Annotated in this window: 11 protein-coding genes; 3 read left to right on the top strand and 8 right to left on the bottom strand. The window is 51.5% G+C overall.

The genetic code is table 11. The features are described from left to right. Positions 1–53 precede the first annotated feature (53 nt). From A3844_RS06390 to A3844_RS06380, 3 genes are all read left to right on the top strand, one after another. Positions 54–860, top strand: a complete 807-nt coding sequence (locus A3844_RS06390) for an HAD family hydrolase (RefSeq protein WP_074106951.1) — start codon at positions 54–56, stop codon at positions 858–860. Further along, positions 857–1,198 carry a DMT family transporter gene (locus A3844_RS06385; protein ID WP_074083740.1) on the top strand — a complete coding sequence of 114 codons (342 nt, stop codon included), beginning with the start codon at positions 857–859 and terminating at the stop codon, positions 1,196–1,198. The genes A3844_RS06390 and A3844_RS06385 overlap by 4 nt, the downstream gene beginning before the upstream one ends. 94 nt (positions 1,199–1,292) lie before the next feature. Next, a complete protein-coding gene (locus A3844_RS06380) occupies positions 1,293–2,267 on the top strand; it encodes a metallophosphoesterase family protein (RefSeq protein WP_074106950.1) in 975 nt (324 codons plus the stop codon). A gap of 211 nt (positions 2,268–2,478) precedes the next feature. Here A3844_RS06380 and A3844_RS06375 read toward each other — a convergent pair whose 3' ends face one another. From A3844_RS06375 to A3844_RS06340, 8 genes are all read right to left on the bottom strand, one after another. Continuing rightward, complete coding sequence (locus A3844_RS06375; RefSeq protein WP_074106949.1) at positions 2,479–3,309, bottom strand: MetQ/NlpA family ABC transporter substrate-binding protein; 831 nt, start codon at positions 3,307–3,309, stop codon at positions 2,479–2,481. 63 nt (positions 3,310–3,372) lie between these two features. Next, on the bottom strand, positions 3,373–4,035 hold the full coding sequence (locus A3844_RS06370) for a methionine ABC transporter permease (RefSeq protein WP_074083737.1): 663 nt from the start codon (positions 4,033–4,035) through the stop codon (positions 3,373–3,375). Further along, a complete protein-coding gene (locus A3844_RS06365; RefSeq protein WP_083606727.1) occupies positions 4,028–4,789 on the bottom strand; it encodes a methionine ABC transporter ATP-binding protein in 762 nt (253 codons plus the stop codon). The genes A3844_RS06370 and A3844_RS06365 overlap by 8 nt, the downstream gene beginning before the upstream one ends. Before the next feature lie 260 nt (positions 4,790–5,049). Beyond that, the gene (locus tag A3844_RS06360; protein WP_083606726.1) at positions 5,050–6,009 is read right to left on the bottom strand and encodes a carbohydrate ABC transporter permease; all 960 of its coding nucleotides are present in this window, start codon (positions 6,007–6,009) and stop codon (positions 5,050–5,052) included. 1 nt (position 6,010) lies between these two features. Further along, a complete protein-coding gene (locus A3844_RS06355) occupies positions 6,011–6,979 on the bottom strand; it encodes an ABC transporter permease (protein ID WP_074106947.1) in 969 nt (322 codons plus the stop codon). Positions 6,980–7,079: 100 nt separating this feature from the next. Next, the gene (locus A3844_RS06350) at positions 7,080–8,777 is read right to left on the bottom strand and encodes a type 2 periplasmic-binding domain-containing protein (RefSeq protein ID WP_074106946.1); all 1,698 of its coding nucleotides are present in this window, start codon (positions 8,775–8,777) and stop codon (positions 7,080–7,082) included. Between the two features lie 116 nt (positions 8,778–8,893). Then, positions 8,894–10,426 (bottom strand): response regulator transcription factor, encoded by a 1,533-nt coding sequence (locus A3844_RS06345; RefSeq protein ID WP_074106945.1) that lies wholly within the window; start codon positions 10,424–10,426, stop codon positions 8,894–8,896. Continuing rightward, on the bottom strand, positions 10,423–12,246 hold the full coding sequence (locus tag A3844_RS06340) for a sensor histidine kinase (RefSeq protein ID WP_074106944.1): 1,824 nt from the start codon (positions 12,244–12,246) through the stop codon (positions 10,423–10,425). Before A3844_RS06340 ends, A3844_RS06345 begins: the two co-directional genes overlap by 4 nt.

Raw genomic sequence — 12,246 nt, 5'->3', positions numbered from 1 at the left:
CGGCAACTATCGTATTCAAAAACATGAATTATTTACTCTAAGGGGGCGGCAGCATGCCTGAGCTCATTACTCCGCAAGGGAATCAATCCATATCGGCGATCCTGTTCGACAAGGATGGCACCCTTCTGCAGTTTGTCTCCCTCTGGGGAAGCTGGAGCGAATGTTTCCTGGGACAGTTCACCCGTCAGTTGCAACAACGTGGTCTTGAATTCCCGGCACAGCACCGGCCGTCCCTGCTGGGGACGATTCACGATGCAGAAGGCAGAATTACTGATTATGACCGCAATGGCCCCCTGGCTATGGGAACGATGAGCGACCTGTATGCCATTCTGTGCTGGCAGGGCTATCTGCTTGGCTTGTCCTGGGCTGAATCCATGGAACTTGTGGATCACTGCCGCAGGGAAGCAGATGCCATGCTGGAGCGCAGCCGCCCGGTGCTCCCTCTCCCCGGCCTGCTGCGCTTCCTTGATGACTGCGCAGCCAGCGGCATTCTCCTGGCCGTAGTGACCGCCGATGAAACAGCAGCGGCGGAGAACCACCTCCGCTGGCTCGGTATCCGCGATTATTTCTCCGTTGTGATCGGCACCGATCAGGCAGAACGTGGCAAGCCGTTCCCTGATATGGTGCTGCTCGCCTGCACACGGCTTGGGGTTCAGCCTGCCGCGGCCGCGGTCATCGGCGATACGAACGGGGATATGAGAATGTCCAAGGCAGCAGGCGCGGCCGTAGCCATCGGGATTACCGGCGAGGCGGACGCAGCAGGCGTGGATAGCGATGCAGACGTGGGCGTTATTTTGCCGGATGCCGATATCCTTGTGCAGTCCTATACAGAACTCAGTATTAGAAGGAACGCAAGGTGAGGGCCGAAGGGGTGTGGGCTTGGTTTTTTCTCACGATGGCGATTCTGTTCGAGCTCTCCGGAACCATCTCCATGAAGATATCCCAAGGCTTCACCCGGCCCTGGCCCTCTGTGCTGATGTTCCTGTTCTACGGGATCAGCTTCACCTCACTCAATGTGGCGCTCACCTCCATTAAGGTCGGAGTAGCTTATGCGGTGTGGTCGGGTGCAGGAATTATCCTGATTTCCGTGGTGGGGGCGGTGTATTTTGAAGAGCGGCTGACCCTGTCCTCCCTCTTGTGGGTGACCGTTATTGTAGCCGGAATTGTGGGCTTGAACATCAGCACTAAAGGGCACTAGGGAGGCCAGCCGCGATAGAATTGAAGGTATGCCATTCTCTTAAGCATCAGAATCAGCTTGCAGCCATACATCATCCAAGGAGGCGCTCTTGTAAATGAGTACAAACCTGCCGGGCGGACAACAGCCACTGCTTACTTTTCAGATCATCACGGATACCCATGTTACTGCCGATCCCTCCCATGAGTACAATCAGAATTTCGGGCGGGCGCTGCAAGATCTGGCGGACCATGCTCAGGGCAGCAGCGGGATCATGCATATCGGGGACATTACAGATCACGGCTTCCGGGAAGAGTACGATGAAGTGCACCGTATCCTGAAGCTGCACCAGGCAGCACTCCCGGAGATCCGCTACACATTAGGGAACCATGACGTCGGCCTCGGCCACTGGGAATCGCGCCTGGCGATGTACACCTCCCGTATGGGAATGCCCGGCCCCTACCACGACCACTGGATCGGCGGTTATCATTTTATTTTCATGGGGACGGAGGAAGGCCTCCCAACGTTCTGCAATCTGTCGGACGAGCAGCTCCGCTGGCTGGACCAGAAGCTCGGGGAAAAACTGACGGGGGGATCGTCAAAGGACAACTGGCAAATGGTTGGACAACCATCAAGCGGGCAGCCGCCAGCTGGAGAGTTGTTGAAGGAACAGCCGGTGAGCGGCTGCCCGAAGCTGGATCAGCCTGTTTTTCTCTTCCTGCATCAGCCGCTCAAGGATACTGTAGCCGGATCATTGGAGTCTCAGGAATGGTATGGCGTCACACAGGACAAGGAGCTGCGCTCCATCCTGTCCAAATATCCGCAGACCCTGCTCTTTACAGGACATACCCACTGGGAACTGGAAGTAGACAATACAATGTATCCCGGCAACGGGGAGAAGGCTACCATGTTCAATAGCGCTTCTGTGGCCTACCTCTGGACAAATGCAGATGAGCACAAGAACGGCAGTCAAGGTTTCTATGTGGAAGTCTACCCCGACAAAGTACTTGTAAAGGGACGGGATTTCACCACGGGCAGCTGGATCGAATCGGCGCAGTATGAGGTTGCTATGTCCGGTAAAGTATTGGGCTGACATCTTTATTGATCTAGGCTTACTTATCCAGACATGGACTTTCATGTCCTAGAACAGCCTGTTGCACTGTCAAAGCGCTATAACAAAAGCAGCGTTACCGCTATAACAAAAGCAGCGTTCTCCCATCCATGGAGAGCGCTGCTTTGCTTATTGGATACTATGCAATTATCACAAGCAGACAGATACGACGAGCAAGCCGCAGCTAACTGCTTTAAAACGCAGGCAGAGCAATATCTGCGTATTTGTCCTCAAGGAACTTTTTCACTTCCGGGCCGCTGATGCGTTTCGCCAGCTTTTGAATAGCGTCGGAGTTCTTGTTGTCCTCACGTGCCACCAGTGTAATGGTGAATTCGGAATCCTTACCTTCGGTGATCAGCGCATCCTTCTTCGGTGTCAGTCCAAGCGGACTTGCATAAGCAGGAGTCATAGCCACCAGATCGGCATCATCCAGCGTGCGGGCCAGCATCAGCAGGTCAACTTCCTTGAACTTGAAGTTTTTGGCGTTCTCTGTGATATCAGCCTGGGTCGCTTGAATGCCCACGCCTTCCTTCAGCTTAATCATTCCGGCTTTGGCGAACATTTGCAGCGAACGCCCGATATTGGATGGATCATTCGCCATAACCAGTGTTGCACCTTCCGGCAGATCAGCAATAGCCTTGTAACGCTTGGAGTAACCGCCGTAGATCGCATCATATACCGGTTGAACCGCTACCAGCTTGGAGCCTTTGCTCGCATTGAACTGCTCCATATAAGGCACATGCTGGAAGAAGTTCGCGTCCACTTCCTTATTCGCCAATGCCTCATTCGGCTGGACATTGTCAGACAGGATGACGATCTCCATATCCACACCGTCTTCCTTGAGCAGCGGTTTCACGATGTCAAGAATATCGGTCATCGGCGGGATGAGCGAGGCTACTTTAATTTTGACAGGCTCGGAACTGGTTGCTGCCGGAGTATCTTCGGCCTCCTTGTTGTTTCCGCAGCCTGCGGCAATCATGACCAATACGAGCAGAATAAATGTATATTTCAACGTTTTTTTCATTGGTGCAGTGAACCCCCATTTTTATAGTTTGATATCATCTTGCTCCTGAAACTCCACGGTCTCTCAGCGTTTATCCAGCAGCCTTGCCAGCGTGCTTCCTGCAAACTGGATGATTTGCACCAGGAGGATCATCACGAGAATCGCATAGACCATAACCTCCGTCTCAAAACGCTGATACCCGTAGCGGATGGCGAAATCGCCAACCCCTCCCCCGCCGACCACCCCCATCACGGTTGAGAATGAAATGAAGCTGATCGTCGAAGCCGTCAGTCCCAGCACCAGACCCGAACGGGCTTCCACATACAGGAACTTGAAGATCAGGCCCGGCTTCGATGCTCCCATGGACAACGCAGCATCAATTGTCCCCTTGGGAACCTCCAGCAAAGACTGCTCGACCAGCCGCGAATAATAGGCGATAGCGACAATGGACAATGGCACGGTTGCTGCCATGGTACCGATGGCTGTACCCACCAGAAAGCGGGTGAAGGGAATCAGAGCAACCACCAGCAGCAGGAACGGAAAGGAACGGACCACGTTGACGATGCTGTTCAGGACTAGCGACAACGTCTTGTTCTCATAGAGCTGGCCCTTGCGGCAAAAGTATAAAACAGTCCCAAGTGGAAGCCCCAGCAGCACTGCCGCGCCTACCGAAATCCCCACCATCACAAACGTTTCCCCGATGGACAACCACATCTGATCCTGGTATTTCAGCATATCCTCAAACATGTGCTTCCCCCGCTTTGCCCGTAATCCGTTCACGGTAGCTGCCCATGTGATCTTCCGGTGCAAGGAACCCGCCGTCTTCCCGGGAAAAGGAATCGACGATGCGTCCGCCTTCCATCACGGAAACATCAGTGCAGATCCTCCGGACGACATCCAGCTCATGCGTAACGATGATTACAGTTACCCCCAGCACGTCATTAATATGCTGGAGCACGCCCAGAATATCTGCTGTGGTCCCGGGGTCCAGCGCGGAGGTTGGCTCATCGCACAGCAGCAGCTTCGGGCTGTTCGCAAGCGCACGGGCGATGGCCACCCGCTGCCGCTGCCCTCCGCTAAGCTGGGCAGGGTACTGCTCTGCTTTGTCCGCAAGCCCCACGAACTTCAGGCATTCCCGCACCCGCTCTATCCGTCCGCTCCGCGGCACTCCGGCCAGCTCCAGCGGAATGGCGACATTCCGGCTGACGGAGGCATTGCCCACCAGATTAAATTGCTGGAAGATCATGCCGGTCTTCTGCCGCTCCTGACGCAGCAGCTTCTCCGGCAGTTCTGTCAGCAGTCTGCCGTCTATGGACACGGTACCTTCATCCGGGCGCTCCAGCAGATTAATAAGCCGCAGCAGCGTTGATTTCCCTGCCCCGCTGGCTCCGATGACGCCATGGATGGCCCCAGCCCGAACTTCGAGCGAGACTTTATCCACCGCAAGGTACCGTCCTTCCTTCAGATCAAAGCCTTTGCTTACTCCATTCAGTGATAGAATACGAAGCCCTCCTTTCAGGCCGCCTGGACTAAAGCCCTTGTTCCCAATAAGTGTATTACCATTATTTAAAAACTGTTTTATTAAAAATCTCTTTAAATAATAAGGTATTTTCTTCGCTGTGTCATCAATTATCTGAAAATGATATACCAGCTACCCATGACAAAAACACCGCTGATCGAAATCAGCGATGTCTGTAGTGTAAGCATAAGGATTGTAGTGCAGGCTCCATAAGTCTTTCGGCGGCTGTACTTGCGGCGAATTTATTCTTTTACACTGCCGACGTTCAGGCCCACTACAAAATACTTCTGCATGAACGGATATACGACCAGGATCGGTACGGAGGCCACTATGGTTATGGCTGCCCGGATGGATAGCGGGGTTACCATTGCTTTGGCGGAATCCCGGTCCATCCCCACACCTGCGGCAACGTTCGGGTTGCTGTTGGAGTTCATCGTGGAAGACAGCAGCTTCATCAGCTCATACTGCAGTGTGCTAAGACTCTGCTTGGACGAGGTGTAGATAAAAGCGTCGAACCATGAGTTCCAAGCCCCAACAGCCACAAATAGCGCGATGGTCGCCAGCACCGGCTTGCACAGGGGGAGTACCACACGCATGAAAATTTTGAAGTCGCCTGCACCGTCGATCCGGGCCGATTCCAGCAGGCTTTCCGGGATCGTACCAATATAGGTGCGGATGACGATCATGTTGAATGCGCTGATCATCGTAGGGAAAATGTAGACCCAGAAGCTGCCCAGCAGGTTCAGATCCTTAATCAAAAAATAATTGGGAATCAGACCGGCGCTGAAATACATCGTAAGCACAAAGATAATGGTGATCGGCTTGCGGAAAACATAATCTTTTCGGCTGAGCGTATACGCAAGCATGGTGGTCAGAAAAATATTTAAGATTGTCGAAATGACGGTCCGCGCCACCGAGATCCAGAATGCATCATAGATGGTACCGGAAGCAAAGATGGCCTTGTAATTCTGCGTGGTCCACACTCTCGGCCACAGATAGATACCGCCGCGGATAGTATCATTCCCCGCATTGAACGAAACGGCAATCGTATTTATGAATGGATATAAAGTAACGAGCACCAGACAGATCATGAACACCGTATTAAAACTATGGAAGAGAACCGGTTCCAGTCCGCTGGGTCTCAAGCTTTTTTTCACGGATAGGCCTGGCGTAGTGCCTCGGCTAATTTGCTGGTTCGCCATGCTATAATAACCTCTCTTCCCCGAGCCGTTTCGCTGTCCAGTTTGCCATCAGCAGCAAAGTGACGCTAACGACCGTCTTGAAGATCCCGCCAGCAGTGGCCAGTGAATAGTTGCCCTGGGCAAGCCCATATTTGAGTACAAAAATATCGATCGTTTCCGACCAATCCATTACAAGCCCGTTGCCGAGCAAATACTGTACTTCAAAGCCCGCTTCGAGTACATGTCCTACAGACATGATCAGCAGAATAACAATTGTCGCTTTAATCCCCGGGAGAGTTACAAATCTCATTTTTTTGTATCGGCTGGCGCCGTCGATTTCAGCGGCTTCATACAATGCAGGGTCAATGGAGGCAATAGCGGCCAAATAAATGATGGTATTCCAGCCAACCTCTTTCCACACATGCGAAGCTCCGACGATGCCCCAGAAGTATTTCCCCTCACTGAGCCACAGAATCGGGTCCTTGATGATATGCAGCTTCATCAGAACAATGTTGACAATCCCGTCATTGATGGAGAGCGACGTAGCCACAATACCTGTTACGATAATCCAGGACAGGAAATGGGGCAGGTAGGAGATGGTTTGCACTATTCTTTTCCAGAACATCTTGCGGATTTCATTCAGCAGCAGGGCCAGGACAATGGCAGTGACAAACCCGAGAACCAGATTGATCATTCCCATCGCCAGTGTATTGCGCAGCACACGGAGGAAATTATCGTCTGTAAACAGAAATTTAAATTGCTTGAAGCCCACCCATTCCTGCTCACTGAAGGAACGGCCCGGCCGGTAATTCTGGAAAGCCATGGTCCAGCCCCACACAGGGACATACGCAAAAAGCACAATATACAGCAATAAGGGAACAGACATCCAAATCAGCTGATTCTGATTTTTGATCAGCGACCACGTAATGGGCTGCTTCTTTCTTTTCTTTGGATGCAAGGCGACGGTTTCTTTCCCTAAGGTCTCATCCATATAGGTTTATCTCCCCACACAATCATTTATTTCAGGAGGTGCAGTGGCCCTCTTGACGGCTCTGCACCTCCTGGTGATTCTAACCTCTTAACGCCGCAGCTTATTTACTCCAGGTATCAATTCTCCATTTGATCTGCTCATTGATCTTGTCTTCATAAGCCTTCACATTGGCCTTCTTGATGTCCCCTACATAATCGCTCCAGATGGAATCGAATTTACCCGGATCAGCTAAAATGGCTTTCGGCAGGTATTTGGTGGACAATTCATTCAGCTTAGTGTTGGCAATTTTCGCATCCGAGCCTTCCACGAGGTCAATGGACCAGGCCGGGTAATAGACTGGGTTCGCTGGCGGTTTACTGAAGAAATCCACGTAACTGTTAAATCCGTATGCAGCAAGCACTTCCTTGTCGTAAGGCTTCACACTGGCTGCATATTCTTCAGGCTGTGCTGACGCATCCGTGGAGTTGCCATCACTGTAGCTGCCCTCAAGCTTAGGGAGATAGCCGAAGAGAGTCTTAGCTTTATTAGCCATTTGCCACGTCGGATCAGCGGCGTTGTCCCGTTGTTCCTGGGTTTTCATAAATCTGCCGTCCTTGACAATGTAATCTTCACCCTCAATCCCCCAGGAGAAGGTCTTCTGCCAATCCTCGCTGATCAGCGTTTCGAGCAGCTTGATAATCTTCACAGGGTCCTTGGCATTAATGCTGATTCCGAGTCCGTTGTTCAGGTTCAGCACTGCAAGATCCCGGTAGTAGTCTTTGGTGGATGCGTCATAAACCAGAGGAAGCCCAACATAGGTCCGCTCGATCTTCCCTTGTGTGGTTAAGGAATCTTCCGCCGCACTAAAGTTCCAGTGTTGGTCGAACATTCCGAGAACCGTTCCGCTGGACAGCTTTGCCATATACTGGTCATAGTTCTGAACGAAGGTTTCTTTGTCGATCAGTCCTTGCTGGTTCATTTCGTTCAGCTTTTGATAATATTTCTTGGCATAATCCTTGTCTGCAAAAATCTCCGCTACTCCATCAGTTACAACAACACCGCCATCGTTCGGATGGCCGATCAAATGCTGAGGCGCGTTGAGCAGACCCCAGTTTTTCCAGTCATAGTTAAGTATTTCGAAGCCAACAGTCGGGCTTCCGTCAATCTTCGGATATTTTTCTTTGTATTTGGCAATCAGGTCCACATATTCATCCAGTGTTTTAACTTTTGGATAACCGAATTCCTTGAGCACGGCTTTTTGAATCCAGAAGGCCGGTCCTGAATACCAGGAGCTCTTCACTTCACCGTTATATACACCATAGTTAGGCAAAATGTAGATATGTCCGTCATTCGGGTCCTTCATCATGTTCCAATAATCTGCGTAATGCGCTTTCAAATTAGGAGCGTATTTCTCGATGAGATCTTCCAGCGGAATATAAGCTCCTGCCGCTGTAAGCTTCGTATTCCCTGTCATCATATCCGGGTAATCCTGCCCTGCGATCATAACGCCGAGCTTCTGGTTGATATCCCCGGCCAAATATTCGAAATTAAATTTGGCTCCCGTTTCATTCTTAATCTTTTTGAAAATTTTGTTATCCGGTGTCGGCGGCTGGCCCGCTTCACCGATGAAGACACTGATGTCAAACGGCTCAACCTTGCCATCCGTGCTAGCTGCCGTTTCTGTTGCAGCAGCCCCGCCATTCTTCGCCGCATCCTTGCCGTTGTTGCTGTTGTTGCCACCGCAGCCTGTCAGTGTGAAGCTCAGGGATAACAGGACAATCAGGGATAGCTTGAACATATTTTTCGACTTGCCCCCCATAAGGCACCTCCATATTGGTTTTGTATATCCACCTTGTAAGCACTTACATTCCTAAATTATAGAGGTGTTGCAGGGTGGAAAATACGACCGAACTAAAGGTGTACCCCCCAAAAAGTTTAGGACTTTGTATTGCGGTACTGCCCGGGACCGCTGCCCATTTTCTTCTCAAACTGTTTCAGGAACTGCCCATAATTCGTATACCCTACCTGATCGGCAATCTCCGAGAGCTTCAGCGAACTCTGCCGGAGCAGGGCCGCCGCCTTTTCAATCCGTAGCGTATGCAGCTGCTCATTGAAAGGAATACCGTTCTTTTTGCGGAGCAGCTGTCCAAGATACACCGGATGCAGATAAAAAATCTCTGCCAGCTTTTGTATCGTCAGCGTTTCGCGGTAATGCTCTCCGATATACTGATTAATCTCCTGGACAATTCCATGGGAGCCCTGGCGCTGCACCTGTACAAGCAGTTCAATACAGGCTTCGCCGCAGGTGGACAACAGCTTCATTAACCCCGTTAAGTTAAGCATGGCATGCGGCATTTCAGCAGCGTCACAGCTTCCCGGCAAGAACGGCCCGCGGAGTTCACAGCCTTCCGGAGTCAGCCCGATCATCTGGTACATGAGATGGATGACCAGCTTCCTTACCACTTCAGGTGCCACATGCTGTTCAAGAAAACTATGGGCCGCCGAATCAACCGCTTGCCTGAATCCCTCGGGATCCAGCGTATTGACCGGAGCCAGAATGGCATCCATCAGCCGGATATGGTCATAGTGATAGTTAAACGGATAGTTGTTAATTTCCTGATAGGATATAAGGCCGACGGGCGGCGTCCGGTAAAAGTAATGCAGCCCCGCTTCCTTCGCCGTCCGGTAGCTGTCTGCCAGGTACAGTGGGGATTTGCCTGCGGCTCCGAGTGAAATCAACAGGGGCTTGCCGGCATATTCCTGCTGCAGCGGGGCGAGCACGTCCGCCGCTGTTGCCGGGAAGCGGCTTCCATAGCCGTACACAACAGCGAAGCTGCTTGCTTCCAGGTCAATTAAATACATCGTTTGCTGCTCAGCGATAAGAGCCGCCACTCTCCCCCTCAGCTCTGCATACAGCTCCTTCACGGTTTGAAGCAGCAGTACATTCCACCAGTCCATTCCCTCGGGCAGTCCCGCCGGAGGCTCTTGCAACTGCTGATCACCCGGCTTATTTAGGAGCACCCTCTTCATTCCCGCAGCCACCGTTTCGGAGGAAGCCATCTGATTCATCAGCAGCTGGCGGTTGTTCCTTTCCAGTTCCTGATGGATTGCCTTCAGCTCTTCCGCGGTCTCCTCTGGAAAAACCGGTTTTAGCAAATAATGATGGATGCCGTACCGGATGGCCGTCTGTGCATACTCGAACTCACTGTAGCCGCTTAATATCGCGAATCTGATCTTCTCCGGCTCTTCCCGGCGCCAGGCAGCAACCATCTCCAGACCGTTCATTACAGGCATGTTCACATCCGTAATCACCAGATCCGGCTGCAGCCGCCGCATCTGCTCTATTCCCTCCCGGCCATTGCTGCAGGTTCCGCAAACATCGAAGCCAAGCGCCTCCCAGTCGATCCACAACATCAGCCCCTCAAGGCTGCTCGGTTCGTCATCAATCAAAAGCACTTTATAGTTCATACGTCTCCCTCACCTTCAAACGGGTACAACCTTTCCAGTAGCCGAAGCGGAATCCCAAAGGTCACAACGGTCCCCTGGTTCGGCGTACTGATCATCTCGAATCGGACCTGATCCTGATAATACAGCTCCAGTCTGCGGTATACATTGCGCAGTCCGACATTTGCTCCCGAAGAATCCTCGTTCCTTATGGCACCCATCAGTTCCTTGAGCCGCCCGGCCTCGATGCCTTTGCCGTTATCGGACACTGTAATTTGCAGGCGGTTGTCCTCAACAGCTGTTTTCACCGTAATAATACCCAGGCCCTCAATGGTCTGCAGCCCGTGCTTGCAGGAATTCTCTACCAGCGGCTGCATACTCAGCTTGGGGATTTTGTACCTTTTCGACTGCTCATCGATTTCGAACACATAGTCGAATTTATCTCTGAACCTGAATTTTTCGATCTTCAAGTACATCTCAATGAACGACATTTCTTCCTCCAGCGACACGAGATCCTCCTTCCAGCTCAGCAGCCTCCGGAGCAGCTTAGACAGGCTTTTCACAATATCCGTCACATCGGAGTAATTGTTTTTGGTGCAGACGACCAGGATCGCATTCAGCGTATTGAACAGAAAATGGGGATTCATCTGACTCTGGAGGAAATTGAGTTCGGCCCTGACACGTTCCATCTCCAGATTTTTTTTCTGAATTTCCAGCTTGTACACGTCATTGATCAGCGAATTGATCCGGGTGGTCATCCGGTTGAAATTATGGATTAGTCCTCCAATCTCGTCGCGGCCTTCGTCAATGCGGATCAGCTCAAACTTCTCGTTCGTCACCTTCTGCATATGTCTGGAGAGCCGCTTAACCCTGTAGTTATACGATCTCAGCATCACATAGATAAAACCGCTGGTCAGCAGGGTAATCGTGGTCGCCAGAAAGGCGGCATACAGCCGCATATCCAGCACCGCCTGCGTAATCCGCTCCCCCTGGGTGATCCCGACAATCCGCCAGCCCTTCAGGTAGACGGCTGTGCCTAAGGGTGCGATATGAACATCCTCCTTGGATCCATCATCCAGCTGTTTGAACAGCGGGTAGGGCTCGTCGGTGATCCGCTGATAGCCGCTGTCCGCCGACATGACAATCTGATTCTGCTCGTTGACCAGATACAGACTGAGATAATCTTTTTCGCGGGCAATCACATCATAGATTTCAGTAAGATCCAGATCGATCCGTACCAGCTTCTCGTATGTATTGTAATTCCTGAAGTTGTTCATAGTCTGGACCACACTGAGAGCTGGAATGGAAGCGGATGCATTTCCTTCCACAATCGTACGGTAAGCGGTTACAACAACCTGATTATGCGAAGACTGCAGCTGCTTATACCAATCACTGTTCCAGACCCGATTGTTCATGGCCTGATAGTTGCCCCCGGATACGATCGAGCGGTTGTCCGTAAATATACTGATCCGGTCAATCTGGTTGTTCACCGGCATATAGCTGTTCAAGCGGTCCCGGAGTTGTTCGTCATAGGCACCGTAAAAGTCGATGGAATCCTTGTACTCCCGGTCCAGCATTTCATACAGATTCTTGTCCGTGGACAGTGTGTAGGCCACCGCGACCCCGCCCTCGATATAATCATGAATATCCTTCCGTGCCCGCTCCAGCGAGATCTCCAGATTCTGCTGCTCTCTTGAGCGGATCAGATCGGTGATCCGGTCCAGGAAGACCAGGTTGATGATCATGATGGGAAGCAGGACACCCACGAAGTAAATCAGAAAAAATTTATAGTTCAGCGGAATATCATTCACAAAATGAGCAAACCGGAATCTTTTTTTCTCCAT

Origin of the sequence: Paenibacillus helianthi (genome assembly GCF_001909055.1) — a bacterium.
GTDB classification, from domain to species: domain Bacteria; phylum Bacillota; class Bacilli; order Paenibacillales; family Paenibacillaceae; genus Paenibacillus_AQ; species Paenibacillus_AQ helianthi.
This window is presented reverse-complemented; position numbering and strand designations above follow the sequence as displayed.

What these genes read in the sequence shown, in the direction of transcription:
- A3844_RS06345 (WP_074106945.1), bottom strand. Translation starts at nt 10,426, where the DNA reads ATGAACTATAAAGTGCTTTTGATTGATGACGAACCGAGCAGCCTTGAG.
- A3844_RS06340 (WP_074106944.1), bottom strand. Translation starts at nt 12,246, where the DNA reads ATGGAGAAAAAAAGATTCCGGTTTGCTCATTTTGTGAATGATATTCCG.
- A3844_RS06355 (WP_074106947.1), bottom strand. Translation starts at nt 6,979, where the DNA reads ATGGATGAGACCTTAGGGAAAGAAACCGTCGCCTTGCATCCAAAGAAA.
- A3844_RS06370 (WP_074083737.1), bottom strand. Translation starts at nt 4,035, where the DNA reads ATGTTTGAGGATATGCTGAAATACCAGGATCAGATGTGGTTGTCCATC.
- A3844_RS06360 (WP_083606726.1), bottom strand. Translation starts at nt 6,009, where the DNA reads ATGGCGAACCAGCAAATTAGCCGAGGCACTACGCCAGGCCTATCCGTG.
- A3844_RS06375 (WP_074106949.1), bottom strand. Translation starts at nt 3,309, where the DNA reads ATGAAAAAAACGTTGAAATATACATTTATTCTGCTCGTATTGGTCATG.
- A3844_RS06390 (WP_074106951.1), top strand. Translation starts at nt 54, where the DNA reads ATGCCTGAGCTCATTACTCCGCAAGGGAATCAATCCATATCGGCGATC.
- A3844_RS06350 (WP_074106946.1), bottom strand. Translation starts at nt 8,777, where the DNA reads ATGGGGGGCAAGTCGAAAAATATGTTCAAGCTATCCCTGATTGTCCTG.
- A3844_RS06380 (WP_074106950.1), top strand. Translation starts at nt 1,293, where the DNA reads ATGAGTACAAACCTGCCGGGCGGACAACAGCCACTGCTTACTTTTCAG.